The sequence below is a fragment of the Snodgrassella alvi genome, assembly GCF_002777855.1.
GTDB classification, from domain to species: domain Bacteria; phylum Pseudomonadota; class Gammaproteobacteria; order Burkholderiales; family Neisseriaceae; genus Snodgrassella; species Snodgrassella alvi_E.
In genome coordinates this window covers 377657-396883 of sequence record NZ_MEIK01000034.1, presented here as the reverse complement: position 1 = coordinate 396883, position 19227 = coordinate 377657, and the positions used below count along the sequence as shown (strand labels likewise).

Annotated in this window: 22 protein-coding genes; 6 read left to right on the top strand and 16 right to left on the bottom strand. The window is 37.8% G+C overall.

All coding sequences use genetic code 11. The features are described 5' to 3' along the window. Nucleotides 1–25: 25 nt before the first annotated feature. The 4 genes from BHC43_RS10830 to polA all read left to right on the top strand — a co-directional run bounded on the left by BHC43_RS10830 (nucleotide 26) and on the right by polA (nucleotide 4060). A complete protein-coding gene (locus BHC43_RS10830) occupies nucleotides 26–259 on the top strand; it encodes a type VI secretion system amidase effector protein Tae4 (RefSeq protein WP_218966480.1) in 234 nt (77 codons plus the stop codon). Then, a complete protein-coding gene (locus tag BHC43_RS11010) occupies nucleotides 249–545 on the top strand; it encodes a T6SS effector amidase Tae4 family protein (protein ID WP_218966483.1) in 297 nt (98 codons plus the stop codon). The genes BHC43_RS10830 and BHC43_RS11010 overlap by 11 nt, the downstream gene beginning before the upstream one ends. After that, the gene (locus BHC43_RS07585) at nucleotides 542–961 is read left to right on the top strand and encodes a type VI secretion system amidase immunity protein Tai4 (protein WP_100156980.1); all 420 of its coding nucleotides are present in this window, start codon (nucleotides 542–544) and stop codon (nucleotides 959–961) included. The genes BHC43_RS11010 and BHC43_RS07585 overlap by 4 nt, the downstream gene beginning before the upstream one ends. A 303-nt stretch (nucleotides 962–1264) precedes the next feature. Next, complete coding sequence (gene polA, locus BHC43_RS07580) at nucleotides 1265–4060, top strand: DNA polymerase I (protein WP_100156979.1); 2796 nt, start codon at nucleotides 1265–1267, stop codon at nucleotides 4058–4060. A 176-nt stretch (nucleotides 4061–4236) separates the two neighbouring features. Here the strand turns inward: polA and rpe are convergent, their stop codons facing one another. Next, nucleotides 4237–4938 carry a ribulose-phosphate 3-epimerase gene (rpe, locus tag BHC43_RS07575; RefSeq protein ID WP_100156978.1) on the bottom strand — a complete coding sequence of 234 codons (702 nt, stop codon included), beginning with the start codon at nucleotides 4936–4938 and terminating at the stop codon, nucleotides 4237–4239. A 115-nt stretch (nucleotides 4939–5053) separates the two neighbouring features. Here rpe and BHC43_RS07570 point away from each other — a divergent pair, with 115 nt between their 5' ends. Then, complete coding sequence (locus tag BHC43_RS07570) at nucleotides 5054–5455, top strand: Spy/CpxP family protein refolding chaperone (RefSeq protein WP_100140178.1); 402 nt, start codon at nucleotides 5054–5056, stop codon at nucleotides 5453–5455. Nucleotides 5456–5564: 109 nt separating this feature from the next. On the opposite strand, the gene BHC43_RS10960 is transcribed toward BHC43_RS07570, so the two are convergent. The 6 genes from BHC43_RS10960 to dnaB all read right to left on the bottom strand — a co-directional run bounded on the left by BHC43_RS10960 (nucleotide 5565) and on the right by dnaB (nucleotide 10364). Further along, on the bottom strand, nucleotides 5565–6020 hold the full coding sequence (locus BHC43_RS10960; RefSeq protein ID WP_100156977.1) for a type IV pilin protein: 456 nt from the start codon (nucleotides 6018–6020) through the stop codon (nucleotides 5565–5567). 32 nt (nucleotides 6021–6052) lie between these two features. Further along, nucleotides 6053–6667 (bottom strand): pilus assembly PilX family protein, encoded by a 615-nt coding sequence (locus BHC43_RS07560; protein WP_180297447.1) that lies wholly within the window; start codon nucleotides 6665–6667, stop codon nucleotides 6053–6055. A 36-nt stretch (nucleotides 6668–6703) separates the two neighbouring features. Then, on the bottom strand, nucleotides 6704–7645 hold the full coding sequence (locus BHC43_RS07555) for a PilW family protein (RefSeq protein WP_100152540.1): 942 nt from the start codon (nucleotides 7643–7645) through the stop codon (nucleotides 6704–6706). Continuing rightward, nucleotides 7645–8124, bottom strand: a complete 480-nt coding sequence (locus tag BHC43_RS07550; protein WP_100156975.1) for a type IV pilus modification PilV family protein — start codon at nucleotides 8122–8124, stop codon at nucleotides 7645–7647. The genes BHC43_RS07555 and BHC43_RS07550 overlap by 1 nt, the downstream gene beginning before the upstream one ends. 32 nt (nucleotides 8125–8156) lie before the next feature. Further along, nucleotides 8157–8867: a GspH/FimT family pseudopilin gene (locus BHC43_RS07545; protein WP_100157086.1), complete on the bottom strand. Its 711-nt coding sequence runs from the start codon at nucleotides 8865–8867 to the stop codon at nucleotides 8157–8159. Between the two features lie 105 nt (nucleotides 8868–8972). Beyond that, nucleotides 8973–10364, bottom strand: a complete 1392-nt coding sequence (gene dnaB / locus BHC43_RS07540; RefSeq protein ID WP_100140173.1) for a replicative DNA helicase — start codon at nucleotides 10362–10364, stop codon at nucleotides 8973–8975. A gap of 213 nt (nucleotides 10365–10577) precedes the next feature. Between dnaB and BHC43_RS07535 the strand changes: the two genes are divergently transcribed. Then, nucleotides 10578–11162 carry a superoxide dismutase gene (locus BHC43_RS07535; RefSeq protein WP_100156974.1) on the top strand — a complete coding sequence of 195 codons (585 nt, stop codon included), beginning with the start codon at nucleotides 10578–10580 and terminating at the stop codon, nucleotides 11160–11162. Nucleotides 11163–11217: 55 nt separating this feature from the next. Here BHC43_RS07535 and BHC43_RS07530 read toward each other — a convergent pair whose 3' ends face one another. The 9 genes from BHC43_RS07530 to BHC43_RS07490 all read right to left on the bottom strand — a co-directional run bounded on the left by BHC43_RS07530 (nucleotide 11218) and on the right by BHC43_RS07490 (nucleotide 19172). Further along, entirely contained in the window at nucleotides 11218–12030 is an 813-nt protein-coding gene (locus BHC43_RS07530) for a MetQ/NlpA family ABC transporter substrate-binding protein (RefSeq protein WP_100156973.1), read from the bottom strand. A gap of 293 nt (nucleotides 12031–12323) precedes the next feature. Continuing rightward, on the bottom strand, nucleotides 12324–12992 hold the full coding sequence (locus BHC43_RS07525; protein WP_100156972.1) for a methionine ABC transporter permease: 669 nt from the start codon (nucleotides 12990–12992) through the stop codon (nucleotides 12324–12326). Next, nucleotides 12989–14002 carry a methionine ABC transporter ATP-binding protein gene (locus tag BHC43_RS07520; protein ID WP_100156971.1) on the bottom strand — a complete coding sequence of 338 codons (1014 nt, stop codon included), beginning with the start codon at nucleotides 14000–14002 and terminating at the stop codon, nucleotides 12989–12991. The genes BHC43_RS07525 and BHC43_RS07520 overlap by 4 nt, the downstream gene beginning before the upstream one ends. A gap of 179 nt (nucleotides 14003–14181) precedes the next feature. Further along, nucleotides 14182–14964: a ChbG/HpnK family deacetylase gene (locus tag BHC43_RS07515; RefSeq protein WP_180297445.1), complete on the bottom strand. Its 783-nt coding sequence runs from the start codon at nucleotides 14962–14964 to the stop codon at nucleotides 14182–14184. Next, nucleotides 14957–15370 (bottom strand): GtrA family protein, encoded by a 414-nt coding sequence (locus BHC43_RS07510; protein WP_100140167.1) that lies wholly within the window; start codon nucleotides 15368–15370, stop codon nucleotides 14957–14959. The genes BHC43_RS07515 and BHC43_RS07510 overlap by 8 nt, the downstream gene beginning before the upstream one ends. Next, a complete protein-coding gene (locus tag BHC43_RS07505) occupies nucleotides 15367–16329 on the bottom strand; it encodes a glycosyltransferase family 2 protein (protein ID WP_100156969.1) in 963 nt (320 codons plus the stop codon). Before BHC43_RS07505 ends, BHC43_RS07510 begins: the two co-directional genes overlap by 4 nt. Before the next feature lie 92 nt (nucleotides 16330–16421). Continuing rightward, the gene (locus BHC43_RS07500; protein ID WP_100156968.1) at nucleotides 16422–17897 is read right to left on the bottom strand and encodes a glycosyltransferase family 39 protein; all 1476 of its coding nucleotides are present in this window, start codon (nucleotides 17895–17897) and stop codon (nucleotides 16422–16424) included. A gap of 176 nt (nucleotides 17898–18073) precedes the next feature. Continuing rightward, complete coding sequence (locus BHC43_RS07495; protein WP_100156967.1) at nucleotides 18074–18724, bottom strand: fumarylacetoacetate hydrolase family protein; 651 nt, start codon at nucleotides 18722–18724, stop codon at nucleotides 18074–18076. A 145-nt stretch (nucleotides 18725–18869) separates the two neighbouring features. Beyond that, the gene (locus BHC43_RS07490; protein ID WP_180297444.1) at nucleotides 18870–19172 is read right to left on the bottom strand and encodes a putative quinol monooxygenase; all 303 of its coding nucleotides are present in this window, start codon (nucleotides 19170–19172) and stop codon (nucleotides 18870–18872) included. Nucleotides 19173–19227: the final 55 nt, after the last annotated feature.

Below are 19227 nucleotides of genomic sequence, written 5' to 3'. Positions count from 1 at the left end.
GTTTAAATATATAAAAGGGTTTTATATGAGAGTTATACATGGAATAAAACCGCTTTTTGCCAATGCATGGGCTGCGTCACAAAAAAATTTTAATAAAAATGATTCAGAAACCGAGCGTTTAAACAGAGTAGCTAATGTCATAGGCGGTCGTGTAGCTGATAATATTAATAATCCAGATTCATCCACTAAATGGGTGAATACTTGTGCAGTTCGGATGAGTTATATTTTGAATTATTCTGGATTAAAAAATAAAACCTAACGGCAAGCTTACAGTTTCAAGAAGTGATAAAAACTGGTATTACTATCGAGTAACTAATTTAATTAGCTTTCTTATATCAGAATGGGGTAAACCCGAATCTATTAAATATCCAACAGCAATAGGAAGAAAAGGCATTATATTATTTCAAGTTTCAGGATGGTCTAATGCAAATGGCCACGCCACACTATTTGATGGTAACTCATGTTATGATCACTGTTATTTTAGTGAAAATGAGCCTGAAAAGGGATATGTAACACTTCAAGCCAATTTTTGGGAACTGAAATGAAAAAATTTAAATTGCAAATAATATCCAGCTGCTCCATATTATTGCCATTGATTAGCCAAGCATCAACTCCCGAGGCAGTGAACCGTACCTTTATAGAGAATTATAAGGATATGGTTTTTGCATCTTGTATCACCAAAGCATACAAAGGAAATAAAGACGTAGAAAAAGATACAGGCAGCAGTGTAAGTGCACTAAAAGACTGGATTGATTACGACATTGATAAAAGTATAGATAAAGAAATTGTACTAATCAATTCTTATTTATCCCGTAATTATTTTAATCCACTGGCTGAGCAGGAAGTTAAAGGAATAAAATTTGATTTTCTAAAATGTTTGGATCTTTACCATAGCAAAGACCTAGAGACACTTGCCAGAAAAGTAATTTCAAGTCCAAATGAAAAGGTGACGAAAAATTGAAAAGCAAAAGATAGACACAAACAGAATCAATACTAAAATTTAACATAATATATATTATGCGAAATATGCAAATTATAAATCAATATAAAATATTATTATTTATCGCATGTAGCACTTACATATCTGCGAATTCATAACTACGCAAACATACTTTACCCAGTAAGCCAATAGTTTAAATTACGAACCATATTTTTTATCGTAAAATACAGATATGCTCTGCAATATACTACTGACACAGACAGGCTATAAGAACTGAATGAGTTTGAAAGTTTCTGGGCTAAATTTGATAATTCTGGAATTATAATGCAAAAAAAATTATTACTGGTTGACGGTTCATCTTATTTATACCGCGCATTTCATGCTTTAGCACCTTTAACCAGTCCTACAGGAATGCCCACGGGAGCATTATACGGTGTACTGAATATGCTCAGACGCCTGCGCATGGATACAGCACATGATTATGCCTGTTGCGTATTTGATGCAAAGGGCGAAAATTTTCGCCATCAGATGTATCCAGAATACAAAGCCAACCGTCCCCCCATGCCTGAAGATTTAAGGCCACAGGCTGAGGCTTTACCAGAACTAGTCAAATTGATGGGATGGCCTGTATTATCTGTTAGCGGTGTAGAAGCAGATGATGTTATAGGTACATTATCCTGCATGGCACAACAGGCTGGATACGAAGTAATTATTTCCACAGGCGACAAAGACATGGCTCAGCTGGTAAATAATCAGGTGACTCTAGTCAATACCATGAACAATGAAAAGCTTGATATCACAGGTGTAATAGAAAAATTTGGTGTTAAGCCTGAACAAATTATTGATTATCTAAGTTTAATTGGAGATAAGGTCGATAATGTGCCAGGTGTTGATAAATGCGGGCCAAAAACAGCTGTAAAATGGTTAAAGGAATATGAAACCTTGCAGAATATCATCCAGCACGCCAACGATATTAAAGGTAAAGTTGGAGAAAACTTACGCCACGCAATACCTAAACTCCCCCTTTCTTACCAGTTAATCACAATTAAAACAGATGTAAACCTGCAAGATGTATTACCACGCGGACTAGAAGATTTAAAACGTCAGAAGCCAAACTGGCAAGAATTGATACCAAACTTTCAAGAATTTGGCTTTAAAAATTGGTTAAAAGAAGCGCAAACGCATCTGGATGAACATCACTTAAATGATTCTAAAGAGCCAACAGGAGATTTGTTTGCCGAATCAGAAATCATTAAAAACTCTGGTACAGACAATAATACAATTAGCACTGAAACGGATTATCTAAGGAACATTCCTAAACAATATTCAGCAATTACAACAAATGAACAATTAACAGAATTAAAAACACAGTTAGAAAACGCCCATACCATCGCTCTGGATACTGAGACCGATAATCTAGACGCCATGAAAGCTAATCTAGTAGGTATCAGCATCGCTTTAGAACCAGGTAAAGCCTTTTACATTCCTGTAGGTCACAACCCTACTGCTGTAAATGAACAGCTACCTTTAGAAACGGTATTAACCTGTTTGAAGCCTTATCTAGAATCAAATAAGCTTGGCAAAATCGGTCAAAATATTAAATATGACCAACACGTATTAGCCAATTATAACATCGGCCTAAATGGTATTATTGGCGACTCTATGCTTGCTTCTTATATTGTCGAAAGCCACCTTGGCCATAGTCTGGACGAGCTAGCACTCCGGCATCTAAACTGGCAGACTATTAAATATGAAGATTTATGTGGTAAAGGCGCCAAGCAAATTTGTTTCTCCGATGTGCCTCTGGATGAAGCTGTGAATTATGCTGCAGAAGATGCAGATGTGTCATTGCGTTTAGAAATTTTACTCCGGCAGCAAATGAATTCAGCTCAGCTAGAGCTTTACCATCATCTAGAAATTCCAATTGAGCGCATATTATTTCTCATGGAACGTACTGGAGTATTAATTGATCGACAAGAATTAACACAACAGAGCCACGAGCTAGGCAATCAGCTAATCAAACTTGAAGAACAGGCATATCAGCTGGCAGGCCAACCATTTAATTTGAATTCCCCCAAACAACTGCAGGCCATTCTATTTGATAAAATGGGTATCCCAACTACGGGACTTAAAAAAACATTATCTGGTGCAATTTCAACCAATGAAGCTGTGCTTGAGAAACTGGCAACGGATTATCCCCTTCCCAAGCTCATTCTACAGACACGAACGCTGGCAAAACTGAAATCCACATACACCGACAAACTCCCTCAGCTGATTAATTCACATACTGGGCGTGTACATACTACCTACGCGCAAGCCGTAGCCATTACAGGTCGACTGGCTAGTAACAACCCGAATCTGCAAAATATACCTGTCCGCACAGAAGAAGGCCGCCGAATCCGCAAAAGTTTCATCGCCCCACCCGACCAGCTAATCGTTTCTGCCGACTACTCTCAGATAGAACTACGTATCATGGCACATCTTTCAAAAGATGCCACTCTGATTGATGCCTTCCAAAATAATGAAGACATCCATAAACGCACAGCAGCCGAAATTTTTTCTACTTCGCAAAATGAAATAACAGCTGAACAACGTCGGTATGCTAAAACGATTAATTTCGGGCTGATTTATGGTATGAGCGAATATGGTTTGGCGAAGTCATTAGGAATCGAATTGCAAGCAGCTCAACATTTCATATCACGCTACTTTAGTCGTTATCCAGGTGTGCATGAATATATGGAAAAAACTAAAGAACAGGCATTTCAGCATGGTTTTGTAGAAACTTTATTTGGTCGGCGCCTCTACTTACCAGGTTTAAAGAGCAACAATGGTACAGAACGTGCTGGAGCTTTGAGAGCAGCCATCAATGCGCCAATGCAAGGAACTGCTTCTGATTTAATCAAACGAGCTATGATTGCAGTGCAAGATTGGCTGGAACAGCAAAATATGCAATCAAAACTCATTATGCAGGTACATGACGAATTGGTATTACAAGTAACAGAATCAGAACTTTCCGATGTAATGCATCAATTACCAGAATTAATGTCAGCTGTTGCCAAATTAAGCGTTCCATTAACTGCTGATGTTGGCAGCGGACATAATTGGGAAGAAGCTCATTAAATAAGCATTTTGTAGAATTATTTCGATTGCAAATTGAGAGTAAAAGCAGTCTGCTATTAAAGGACTGCTTTTTCATAACCTACTGAATATATAAAATTAAAATGTTAATAAATAAAATTAACAATCATATGACAATACAAACATAAATTATTAACATGTAAATTAATGCGATTTAATTAGATTCGACCTTCTTTAGCTAATTGTTCACGCATTGCAGATATTTGTTTGCCATAATCCTCAAACCCAAATATAGCAGATCCAGCAACAAAAGTATCAGCCCCTGCTTTTGCTATTTCAGCAATATTATCTATCTTAACACCCCCATCCACTTCAAGACGTATATAGCGTCCATTATTATTGGCATATGTATCAATTATGGAGCGAACTTGTCGAATTTTTTCTAAAGTCGAAGGAATAAAACTCTGACCACCAAATCCCGGATTCACGGACATCAGTAATATTACATCCAATTTGTCCATTACTTGCTCTAAAACATATAATGGAGTAGCAGGATTTAAAACCAACCCAGCCTTACATCCTGCTACTTTGATCAGAGATAAACTTCTGTCTACATGCTTACTAGCTTCAGGATGAAAAGTAATAATATCTGCCCCAGCGCTAGCAAATGCATTAATCATATCGTCTACTGGCTCTACCATCAAATGCACATCTATAGGAACAGAAGCATAGGGTTTGATAGCCTGACAAACCATGGGTCCAAATGTCAGATTCGGTACGTAATGATTATCCATTACATCAAAATGTATCCAGTCTGCACCTGCGTCAATAACGGCTTTTATTTCATTTCCCAGAAAAGCGAAGTTTGCAGACAATATACTGGGTGCAATAAAAAAATCAGGCTTTTTTAAGTTATTCATAAATAAAAGACTCCAAGTATATAATATTCTTTACGCAAGTTTACGGCCATTATATGTGCTTGACTGCTAATGAAGTATACTCATATTGTCCGATGGAAATTAAAGGGAGAACACAATGGTAGCACTTTGCTGGCAAAAAATAGTACGCTATTGTACCGGCATTGCACTATTCGCATTCACTTGCTCTACTTTTGCTTCTGGACAAGTTAATTGTGATGTCCGCAAGCTAGAACTAACACAAATGCAAAAAGCCAGACTCAGATTTATTAGAATGCAGTATAAACGAAATCAGGATACCAACTTACAACGTACTGCAAACAACAAACGTAAAAATGAACAATTAAATCAGATTCTGATGCAACCTAAATTTGATGAAGCTGACGCCAAACGCTATGTTTTAAACCATTATATGCCGCGGATGCAGCAAGACGTAGATGAATTAAAAGTTCAACATGAATTTTTACAGGTTTTAAATCGGCAACAACGTCTTAACTGGATAAATAACTGTTTGCGCTAAAATTATAAATATAGATTTGTTTAAATATCAATAGTTAGAATATATCTGAGATATTTATTCTTATCCATAAATACATTAGTATTAAAAAAATTTTAGCGTTCGCTTTTAATTATTGTTTTTTACATTCAGGGCTTCCAGATGGATCACTTATATTACTGACGTCTTTATTATCACAAATATAAGTACTTGAATCACTGCTCATCCAAATGGATTTTTTTAAATTTATTCCCCCTTTTGGTTCAGCATATAGATGAAAATCACTGCAATTATCGGTACTATCACAAACTCCGGCTATTGTATATTTCCTATCCACGTTAGTATTTTTACCAACATGATTTTTAATTGCTTCGTCTATATTTGACTTTTGTATATTACTATTAAACAAACTCAGTTTTTGCTGGGCAACATCCTGATTGATCATAATCAATGTAGAAGTAGCATCTGCTAAATCTGCTTTTTCTATATAGTTATCATAGGCTGGTAAAGCAAGAGCTACCAGTATTCCCATAACAGCTACTGCGATAATAAGTTCTATTAAAGTAAAACCATTATTATATTTTCTCATGCATCTGCACCAAGTATAAAGTTTATATCTTATCAAAAATCATATAGAGATGCCTGAATGGTTTCCTCAACAATGGCAGTAGTACTATCATTTTTTCCCCAACCTTTGGCCGTAATTCTAAATAAATATATACCAACACCTGCATTTTTATCGGGTCCCAGATATTCAATGACATATCTAGATTTTACGTCTTGATTTTGTGGTGAGGAAGGAGTGGTATTATCTGGTTGAACTTTGGTTGATGGATCTCTATTGTCTTTGCCATCTATATTTGAAAAAACATTTGATCGTTTCCAAACATCAGGCAATTCACCACAATTCTTTTCAACTGCAGCTAAAACACTTAATACTGCGGCTGCATCAATCCCATTAGCTGCACATAATCCATCTTTACAATCACATGAAAATATTTGTTGTGTTTTCAAACCTGGCCATTTGCTAATTCTATCTTCTGCTGCTTTCAAACCAATCTGAGCATTTTGAAGAGCAAGCTGATGATCACTATCATTAGCACTGGTTCGAGTATCCATTGATGTGCTTTGCATCGTAGCTACAACCAGAAATGCAATAACAATCATCATTATCAGAACTAGAAATAATGCAAATCCAGACTGTCTGGTTTGTAAGGATCTATAATCGATTTTCATGTCAGATGTCATATTCCAGAATAGTTTATCTGTAAATTATTTACCACTTGTACAAACTTCACCCTGTCTAACACTTGCATTGATTTCATAATCTATTTCAGTATTATTTGTACTTGTGCTTGTCAAATTTGGATTTACACTAAGTGTAGTTTTAATCATTACCGGAGGGTGCAAAAAATCCAAATCCAAATCTTGTTTATGGCTAATATTTGGTTCTAACGGCTTCATTTGTCCTGCTTCAGATGCACTTGAAGCAGCTGAAGCCTCCGAAGCTTTGTGAATAAGTGGACATTCTGAATCTTTATGTGCATCATAATAAAAATCATATTTGGCTTTTACGACATTACTCACGATCAACTCTGGAGCACTCCACATTTGATTAATGTAATTTATACGATAAAAACCGGGCTTAGAATCAAAAACTGTCGTCCCTACCAAATAAACAACCCCACTTACAGCTTCACCAAGTTTTTCATGCTCACCCAGTTTTTTAATGTCAGTATTGCATTGGCTAGCAAGAATATTATTGGCTAATTTATCATTTATAAACGTAAGTACTAAAGGTTTGCTTCCTGCTACAGGTGTGACACCAATATCTTTAGTAAATGTAGTAGATAAATACTGTTTATTATTAGAGTTGGTGAATGCTCCAGTAAAAATGTCATTTAATTCATTAATATCAGGGGGATTCATACAGCTAAAATTAGCTAGCTGACGCATATCACTTCGTATAACATTCGAAGCATTACGAACATCTTGTTCATAATTTATCCGTGTCTTAACCTGCTCTTTTAATTTATAAGTTGCTAGAAAGGTTGAGCTTGCTGCTAGTAACACAATAATACTGATTGCCGTTGCCACCATAAGTTCAACCAAGCTGAACCCTTGCTGTCTGACTAGAAAATTCTTTGGTTGAGGCTCTATATGGGATTTTCTCATCAGTACAATCCTAATATTTTTATTTAATGTTTTTTTCATTATTGGCCTGCAGTCAGAGTATACGAAAAGCTATTATTATTATTAACATTATTATTCTTATCGTTTTTGTCCAGTGCCTGACCACTCCAAGAAACATCTATTTTACCATTTCGAATAGTACAGGAAGTTATTTGTGCATTAGTTAAATGAATATTTAAACGATTATTACAGTTGGCATCATCAAAATTTGAATAATCTTTAGCTATATATAATATTTTATTTTTATTTTCATCTAATTTTTCTTTAAGGGAAATTCTGGCTTCTGAATTCATTAGTTCGATATAATTTTGCACTGCTCTTGTTACTTCTCCTTGGTTTGCAGCATTAATTGAAGTATGCACCGCTGTAATCTGAGCCAGCATCAATGCCAATACACCAAATGACAATACAAACATAGCCACAATTGCTTCTACAATTGTAGAACCATTTTGTTTCTTTAATTTATGTAATGAATATACAACTAAATGGCATTGATTCATAAACTTATCCAAATATTTTCATATTAATAATTTTAGTTAAATAATTGAGAAGTACAAATCTGAGTATTTGAAACCGAATCATTCCCAGATTTTCCATAACAGGCAATCGGCTTACCGCTTGGTGTTATTATGATTCGTCTTTTAATGTCTTCGTATTTAGCATCAGTAACTTCTAACGCTACACTGGATTGCCCTATATCCCAATTAGATGAATTTTTGCCATAACCTAATCCAAACTGACCATTTGGCATGAAAGCTAGCATTTTGGATTCTGCAATTTCGTCTTTACAATCAGCCTTGCCATTTTTACACACACCCCAATGCATTTTAACTTTAATTTTATTTATATTATCATCATAATTCTGATTTAAAGCTACTGTGCGTACTGATGTATCTTTAGAGGCATTATACGCACCATCTAAATCATTATCACTGAACGCAATAAAACCTTGCCATTTTGTACCATTTTCATAATCGCCAAAATTTACACAAGTATTAGAAGTAGAAGTATTTTTTCTAATTAATGTGGGGCAGATTAAAACTGGAGTATTAGTACGTATAGCCTCAGCTCTGGCAAACTGAAACATTGCAAGTAATTGATCAGCACGGTTATAAGCTCGATGGGAAGCAACCAAATGATTCATAGCTGGTAAGGCTACAGCCGCAAGTATGGCTGTAATTGCTATAACGATTAACAGTTCTATCAAGGTAAAACCAGCATTGCTTGGTTTGGATGAAACCATAATTCAACCCTAAAAGTGCCCAAATTAAGTTAATATGGAATTATTTTCGTATAATTTTACAACATTTCACTGGTTTATGACTATTTTTCTGGCTTGAAAACTGAATTATTCATCAAAATAACCTTCAGGCATGGCCGCATTGTCAAATTTAGTAAACTGACCTTGAAATGTCAGATGCACTTTCCCTGTTGGACCATTACGGTGTTTACCGATAATACATTCTGCCAATCCCTTAAATTGGCTGTCTGGATGGTAGTATTCGTCACGATACATAAACATAATCAAATCAGCATCCTGCTCAATTGCGCCTGATTCCCTTAAATCTGACATCATGGGTCGTTTATCTGTTCTCTGCTCAACTGTACGCGATAATTGTGACAATGCGATGATAGGCACCTGCAGCTCTTTAGCTAAGGACTTAAGAGACCGTGAAATTTCTCCTAATTCTGAAGCTCGGTTATCTGAGCGTCCAGAGCCGGACATTAATTGTAAGTAGTCAAGCACGATGAGACCCAATTTACCCCCTTGCTGTCTGGCAAGACGTCGCGCACGTGCACGTACTTCTAATGCAGTCAAACCTGGGGTTTCATCAATAAACATAGGAGCATCAGTAAGTTTAACTACTGCATCGTTAAGTTTACCCCAGTGTTCATCCTGCAACTGTCCGGTTTTAAGTACACTTTGGTCTACTCGCCCTACTGAACCAAGCATACGCAGTACCAGCTGTGCTCCACCCATTTCCATTGAGAAAACCGCAACCGGCAATTTTTCTGCTATAGCTACATGTTCTGCAATATTCAAAGAAAAGGCCGTTTTACCCATAGACGGGCGTCCGGCTACAATAATCAAATCCCCCGGCTGTAGGCCAGAAGTCATTTTATCCAGATCAATAAATCCGGTTGACACTCCAGTAACATCGTTTTTATTGTCCCGTGAATATAAATAATCAATCCTTGTAACAACTTCTTTCAATAACACCGGCATGGTTAAAAAACCCTGCTTCGACCTTGCGGTAGATTCTGCTATTTGAAATACACTATTTTCTGCTTCATCGAGCATCTGTGCAGCATCTTTACCCTGCGGACTATAGGCTGAGCGTGCTATCTGTGTCCCTACCTGTGCCAGCTGACGCATAATAGAACGCTCCCGAACTATCTCTCCATATCGGCGAATATTAGCTGCAGAAGGTGTATTCTGAGCTAAAGTAATTAGGTACTCAAGGCCGCCAGCTGCATCAAGCTCTTCTCTTCGTTGCAGTTCTTCCTGCACGGTAATGACATCTGCAGGACGGGAAAGCTCAACCAGTGTTTTTATACCCTTAAATATTAGCCGATGTTCATGACGATAAAAATCATTTTCATCGATTACATCCGCGATTCGGTCCCAGGCACTGTTTTCCAACATTAAACCACCCAGAACAGACTGTTCAGCCTCCATTGAATGTGGTGGAACGGCTAGCTGACTGATTTCTTCGTTGTTTATATTGTTTTCTTCCATATATTCTTACTTTAATAACTTCTTTTTCAATTTTACCATTAAGACCATGCTTATTTGCCGCAGATGAGAGCAGTGTATTACAATATTAACGAACCATATAAAGGTTTAAGGTGAGTTAAACGTTCTATATATTTGCAAATAAATATCATTTGCCTGAACGATAGACGCACTGTACAACACAAACTAACCACTCTATCAGAAGGAATCGCAACCATGGAACATAAATTACCGGTTTTGCCTTATGCTTTAGATGCATTAGCACCTCATATTTCCAAAGAAACCATGGAATATCACTACGGTAAGCATCATCAGACTTATATCAGTAATATGAATAATCAGATTAAGGGTACTGAGTTTGAAAATATGCCACTTGAAGAAATTGTTAAGAAATCTTCAGGCGGTTTATTCAATAATGCTGCACAATCATGGAATCACACATTTTACTGGTTTGGTTTTGCACCCAAAGGCGTGGCACTAACTGAAAATGGAGCCTTGGCACAGGCCATCAATGCTAAATGGGGCAGTTTTGATGCATTTAAAGAAGCGTTTGATAAAGTAGCTGCCGGAACATTCGGTTCTGGCTGGGCTTGGCTGGTAAAAACACCGGCAGGTGAATTGGATCTGGTATCAACCAGCAATGCGGCCACTCCATTGACAACTGATAATAAACCTTTGCTGACATGTGATGTATGGGAACATGCTTATTACATTGATTATCGTAACAGCCGTCCTAATTACTTAAGCAATTTTTGGGAAATTGTTAACTGGAGCGAAGTTGAAAAACGCTTTGCAGCCTGATACAAAAATAAAAAAACTGCCTTAATTTAAGGCAGTTTTTTTATGGATTCCTGTTTCAGTTTTTTTCTTCAGGAATATACCAGTAGTGCTTGGTGTTATGAGTTTGCATATATTGCTTGAAATCATTTGAATTATATGCAGCCTTTACTGCTTGAGCCCAAGGTTTTTGCACATTATCTGACCTTACAGCAACTACCAGTTCAAATGAAGGGACAATGTCTTCCTGAAGCAATGCCAGATCAGGATTAATTTTAGCTGCATAGGCTCTGCTTCCAGGAATAACTGAATAATCGAAATCAGACAAAGTGCGAGGAATATTTCCCGGATCCAGTTCAGTAATATTCAGCTTATAGGGATTCGATTTAATATCATTTTTGGAAATCATACCTGGATTAGATAAGGGGCTTAGAGTAATCCATCCTGCTTTGGCTAACAATCGGTATGCTCGTGCAGCATTTGCCGGATCATTAGGTACAGCAATTGCACTCCCATTTTTTATTGCTTGCAGATTGGTATGGCGTTTGGAATAGATTGCTGTAGGTACGGTGGGTATATGAGTTAATGCTACCAAATTAGCTTTTTTATTTTGGTTAAACGCATCCATATAGGCAGTATGTTGATCAACATTGATGTCGACACTACCTTGCTGCAAGGCAATGTCTGCCTGCATCAAATCTGAAAAATCAATTTGCTTAATTTGATAACCCTGTTTTTCCAGTATCGGCTTGATGGCATCAAGAAACAACTGGCTATAGGGTCCAGGCGAAGTGCCGATAACAATCTGTTTAGTACTGCTCTGTTCTTGCTGGCATGCAACGAGTGCCAGACATGTCACAATTAATATCAAAAAATACTTTATCAGTTTCATACCATTTGTTCCGATTGTGGGTAATTTAAAATTTCATTTTATAAAATAATATCTTTTTATTTTTGAATGGAAATTAATAACATTAATTGATTCCGTGAAATAAAAATTTGTTTTACTCTGTAATTCCTATTTGCTCGCTGATGAATATATCGAGCATAGGTTTACTCAAAATAAAATTAGTCTGTATATTCTCTTGAATAGCAGCAATGATAATAGAATAGTTATCTACTAACCAAAGAACGTAATTTTATAAGGTTATAATTAAAAAAGACGGCTTTAAGCCGTCTATAAGGTTAATTTTTTTTGGCTCTGGCCGCTAGCCAGTTACCCAAAGTCTGAATGATTTGTACGATTAATACCAACACGATAACAGTAACGATCATAATCACGTAATCAAAGCGCTGATAACCGTAATTTACTGCCAAATCACCAATCCCCCCTCCTCCTACTGTTCCGGACATTGCTGTGGCATCAATTAAACCAATCAACGCTGTGGTTAGGGCAAGAAGTATTGAGGGCATCGCCTCTGGTAGAATAAAGTAGCGAATAATCTGAAAATTTGTGGCACCCATTGATTGAGCTGCTTCGATAATTCCTGCGGGCACACTTAGTAATGAATTTTCTATTAGACGTGCAATGTATGGTGAAACAAATATTATCAACGGAATAATCATTGCTTTAGTGCCAATAGATGTATGAATAAATATACTGGCAACCGGCAAGACGCATATTAACAAGATGATAAAAGGTAATGAACGGACAATATTTATAATGATATTTAGCAGGTTATACAAAATAGGTTTAGGCCACACGCCACCCTGACGTGTCAGCAACAGTAAAACGCCTAATGCAGTACCCAGTATTGAACCAAGTACAAAAGAAATGCTGACCATATTAAAAGTCTGCAATAAAGCTGTACCAAACTGGTCAGCTGTTAGTGATGTATCCAACCAATGATTCATACACCACCTCTTCCAACCTTAACGCCTCTTTCCTGCAAAAACGCCACTGCTTTGTCTACATCTGTTTCTGTGCCATTCATCTGAATAAACATGCTACCAAGCACAACGCCTCCTATTTCACGCATATTTGCAAAAAGAATATTGATTTCTACGAGCTGCTTCAAAATTAGCTCATTAACAACAGGTTCTCTGGCTGAATCACCTAAAAATTCTAATCTAAATATATTGCCTTGTTCTGTCAGACTATCTAATACAGCTTCTGGTATTTCTGCATTGATAACGGTACTCACAAATTTTTTGGTTGTTTCTTGCTGAGGTGCTGAAAAAATATCCAGTACAGAACCTTGCTCGATAACTTGACCTTTCTCCATTACCGCTACTTTATTGCAGATAGAACTAATTACTTCCATTTCATGGGTTACCAGCAAAATTGTAATATTGCGTTCACTATTGATTTGTTTTAATAATTTTAAAATAGAAAGGGTTGTCTGCGGGTCTAGCGCTGAAGTAGCTTCATCGCATAAAAGTATAGAGGGTTCAGTAATTAAAGCACGTGCAATGCCAACGCGCTGTTTTTGTCCGCCGGACAATTGGCTGGGATAACTCGCTTTTTTGCCGGACAAATCAACATAAGAAAGCATGGCTTCTACTCGACGCTCAATTTCTTCCTTGTTTAAGCCCTGTAAAACTAATGGAATGGCAATATTCTGAGCAACAGTTTTGGATTCTAGCAAATTGAAATGCTGAAAAATCATGCCAATTTTTTTCTTGTGCGCACGTTGTGCCTTCACATCCAGCTTATTTAAATCAACGCCATCTACTTTAACGATACCTGAAGTAGGTTTTTCCAGTTGATTAACCAGCCGGATTAAACTGCTTTTGCCTGCTCCACTCCAACCGATCAACCCGTAGATATCACCGGTATCTACAGTAAGATTGATATCATTTAAGGCATGTACTTGCTGTTTGTTTTTGATATAAGTTTTTTTTATATTTTCAAATATGATCATAACGACCCTTAATAACCCTGAGCGACTTCTTCCTGTTTATATATGTGTAATGCGATACAAATAGTGTACTTGATATATTATGAATGTGCAGAGGGATTCACCCAAGCCAAAGGCTAAAAAATGCAAGTATACTGTAAATAGTAGTGAAACTGGCTAGAATTGTTATATTAAAATAAAGTTTACTGAAGAGTTAGGCTTTGTAGCAATGTTTGCCAGTTTGCCTTTTGACATTGATGCTGCTGCCAGCACAAAGCAAATGCTTCGCTTTTCAGCCACAACCATTCAGTTTCACGCGCCGCTTTAATCTCGTCGGTCCAAAATTTGGATGGTATAGCCGGATGGCACATGATAAGCAAACCACTATTAGAAGCACTTGCCAACCATTCATTCCATTTAAACTCTAGTATCTGTCTATCAGCTTTAAAATTGTAAATACCAGCAAAAGCATGATTGTGCGGTATATGTACACTTTGTAAAAATTTATCCAATTGTGAGCCGCCGAGGGCATGAATTATCTTAGCTTTTATATCTCGTTGCGTGGTTTTTGTACTGCGAATAGCAATTGTATTGTCGTAACGTCGCAATAATGTATTAATTAATACGGAACGTATCTGCGGAAACTGATGGACATGTTGATGTCCGTCCACAAAAACTGGTTTCGCGCCGATTTTATCTTCAAATAAATCCAGCTGTTGATTAATTGCATTTTGTATTTTGTTTTGTTTCCATCCATGCAGATAGGATTTGAATAAAACTCGTTTTAGACCACCCGAAGCCGCGAAACCGGTTAAATCAAAGTGCAGGCCTATGTCGATGTGATGCCTTTTGAGCTCAGCCACCTCATCTGGTGCAATTGTCCCAAAACTCATAAAACTGCTAGCCTGTATACGTTGCATCTCCGCTAAGCGCAGAACGGCTTCATTAACAGCTGGAGACAGCCCCAAATCATCAACATTAATCATGACTGGTTTCATGGCTTACTTTCTCGTTAAAGGCCCAAAACTTACCCAGTAAAAAAGATAATACCATTACGATTGCGGTTACAATAAACCACAACCACCAGTAGGCCTGATTTCCAAACCAATTGATTCCGGCCATAAACAGAATCTGATTTAATGCAAATCCCGTCAAGGAACTGCAAAACCAGCGCCAGAGTGCCTGCAGCCAAGTATAGCCTGTTTGGCTGAATGTAAAATGATAGTGGCCGACAAAGCTAACCACGAATCCACATAAAAAGGCCATTGGATTAGCGATTACAGGCAATAGTTTTGCATACTGTACGAGCAGTACAAGACAGGAAAAGTGCGTTGCCGCAGCAGCTGAGCCTACAACAACAAACCACAAACCCTGTTTAGATAATGATTTCATTTTTGGTCGCGACTGTCCCACACTTTGTCCACCAGATAAAGCGGCCGTTGTTTCACTTCTTCATAAATACGGCCTATATACTCACCAATCACACCGAGACAAACCAATTGAATGCCTGCGGAAAACATTATTCCCGCAGCCAGTGTAGGCCAGCCGGCAAGATCTTTGCCAAAAAACAGGGTATCACCAACGATGTATAGTCCGTATATGATGGCCAATAAAGAAAGAATCAGACCCATACGTGAAATCCAGCGCAAGGGTCGTTGTGAAAAGGAAGTAATTCCAACAAGAGCCAGCTCAAACAGACTAAAATAATTAAATTTACTCTTTCCTGTCTTTCGCGGAGAAGCCTGAAATGGGATATATAGAGTGGAAAAACCTACCCATGCGTACAACCCTTTCATAAATCGCTGGCGCTCCGGTAGTTGCAATAAAGCTTGAACAACACGTTGCTTCATCAAACGAAAATCGCCCGCATTCGGGGTCAGCTCATAACGGTGCGTATCCTGCATGAAATGATAAAACCCATTTTTTAATGTCCGGATTAACAGGCTTTCGTGTTCTCGCGAGGTTTGTACTGCTGCCACTACATCCACATCTCTGGTATGCATTAAGTCCAGCATTTCCTTCAGCACAACTATTGGATGCTGTCCATCTGCATCCATCATCGTCACTAGCTCCCCCTGAGCTTGTGCCAATCCAGCAGTCAGCGCTGCTTCCTTACCAAAATTGCGCGAAAATTGTATTAGTCGCAAAGCTGTATTTTGAGGAAGCTGCTCTTTGAACTGATTATAAGTAGCACTTAAATGGTCTTTACTACCATCATCAACTAGTATCACTTCACAAGCTTGCTCCTGCTGTCCAGTAAAAGAAAATAACTCTGGCAAAAAACGTTTTACCACTGCTGCATCATTGTATATTGGTAAAATAATACTCAAACCAATTCTATTTTTTTCCATTTAATTTACCTCGCAGGCTAATACCAAAGCAAATAACTTAAATTCTGAGTAAATAATAGCCAATTTTTAAGCTATAAAAAATATACCTGTTGTTATTTAAGACAATTTTTAGGTATATAAGCCTGCCAGATTACTTTCAGCGGTTCGCGCTCAGGTAATTTGGTCCATCTAATAAACCATTCTCCTTGTTTCATCACCATATCAGGCTGTTGATTTAGTGTTTGTAACCAGGGCAGGTTTGGCTGCTCATTAGCCGGCCATATTGCTAAAGTACCATGCTGATGCAAGCGTTCAGCGTTCATCCATGGTGAATAGGCCGCATCACCAGAAACCATCACCGAAGGTGAAAATTCAGAATAAGAAGCCACTAGTAAAACAATCCAGTCTGAACCCGTAACACTATCCAGTTTACATGAAGAAAACGTTTGCCACTGCATATCTGCTTGTGTAGCCAGAGCCTGCTGCGGCCAGTCCATGCGTGAAGGTTTATGACGTATGCGTGCACCAAATTCAACATAGATAGCCATCAATATAGTAACAAGCAATGCCCAGATAGCAATGCCTTTGAGCAAGGAGGATTTTTTAAGCGTAAACACCTGTTCAGGAATCAGCGCAACTATAATCAATCCGGAAAGTCCCCACATCGGCATGCCCCACATGTCGCGCAAACCTAATCCAAAAATCAAACCAGCACCAACAAGTAATAGCGTCGGCATCAATCCCATCCATAATAGGAAACGCCAGTCTGACTGATGAAGAATTTGTGCTGGTGTACGCAAGCTCAGGCGTGTCCGATTACAAAGCAAAATCAGCAATAGTGGAAGATGATTGATTATCTGTGTTCCCAGATAGCCCAATGCAGCCAAATGGCCATTGCGACTGGCATCTTCTGCAGAGCGGGCTGAAGCATAAGTTAATGGTAGCCAATCATGCTGTATCAGCCAATATACGTTCGGAGCAAATACCATCAAAGCCAGAAGCATTGCCAGCCAAGGTTTCGGTGTACACCACAAGCGGCGGTAAGAAGTACACAAGGAATACAGCAGCATGGTAAAAATCAATACTGCCACAGTGTATTTCACCAGCATACCGGCACCGGCTATAAAACCAAATATTAACCAATAGCGCCAGTGATTTTTTCGTGTCGCAAGATAAAATGTATAAACCAGCCCCAACCAGACTGGCATTTGTGCAATATTATGATTAAATTCCAATGATGGCCAAGTATAATAAAACACAGCCAATAAAAACAAACTGCCTAAAAAAGCTCTGGCCGGACTCATCAGCTCACGTCCAAACAAATAGGCCAACCAAAGGCTTAAAGCTATAGTGCACTGGCTCAGGATATAGGGACCAATGTGTCCAAAAAGATTATAAAAAGAATATAAAACCCAGCTTGAAAGAGGTGGATGCTTATAATATCCCCATTGCCATTCTCGACCCCAGTAAATACCTTCAGGTACGTCCAAAGGATAGCTGGCGGAAAGTATAAATGGCAGTACTGCCCAAATAATAAAATAAAGTGCCAACCACCAAGGCAATCTGACTGAAAACGGTTTGCTTGACATGGAAAGTTTTAGTTTTTGGAAACCTACTATTATAAGGGTATTGAAAAAAATAGGGGTAAATGGAAAACACAAACCCTGCGCTGAGCAATGATCGGATGCTGATTACTTAAAATCCGACAGAAAGCTTAAGCGCAACTGGAAAACCAATTGCGCTTAAATATATCAAGCTAGATCATCTACGCCACTTGAAATTTAACTGAAATTTTTTCCGGCCAGATTAATTCTAATTCATCTCCAGATTTAATGGCTGCAACACCTGCCGGTGTACCTGTATAAATAATATCACCAGCCTGTAAGCCATATACACGTGATAAATAACTGATAATTTGGCAGCAAGTAAACATCATATCACCACTGTTTCCACGCTGACGTATCTGCCCATTAACCTTTAAATAAAAATCCTGCTGCTGAATATCATTAATTTTATCGGCAGCAATGAAGGATGAAATACATGCAGCAGTGGGAAAACCTTTAGCTTTCTCCCATGGCAAACCTTTTTCCTTTAACTTACTTTGCACATCACGCGCTGTTAAATCCAAACCAATTGCATATCCGCCCACAAAATCTAAAGCGGTATCCTCCCCAACATCTTTAACATCTTCTTTAATGTAAATTACTAGTTCACATTCGTGATGCACATCCTGACTATATGCAGGCAGTATGATATTTTCTCCAGCCTGTACCAGTGCAGAAGTGGGTTTCATAAATACCACGGGTTCTTCAGGTTTAGCATTATGCAATTCTTTTACATGTTCGGAATAATTGCGACCGATACAAAAAATATTACTTACAACAGCCTCTTGGCCCTCGATCTGAATGGTTTTCAATCTCGTGTCCCCATAAAATATCGTTCAGTCTGATAAAGCTATCGGTTGGATTCTTATAGCTTTACACATAAAAAAACCAGAATATTGAAAACTGATTCTGGCTTTATTATGAGCGATTACATAGTTAATTACCGCCTAAACCGACTTAAAAACTGGTAATTTCACTCAATTTTAACAACTGCATAGGTTCTTTTAAATAAGGTTCTACTGTTTTAATCAAATTTTGAAAATGAGCAGTTTGTCCATGCTCGTTAATGGCTGCTTCATCAGCCCAGCATTCCACAAATACAATGCGGTCTTTTTTATCAAGATCTTTATTAGCTGTATAAAATACATTGCCCCGTTCCTCACGTGACATTTTTATGCATTGCTCAACAGCTGCTGAAATGTTTGGCCATGCATCTGCTTTCAATTCCATTGTAGCTACAAGCTTGATAGGATTTGACATAATTTTTATCTCCATTTTTTAGAACCAATACCATTTAAAAATAGTATTTATCACT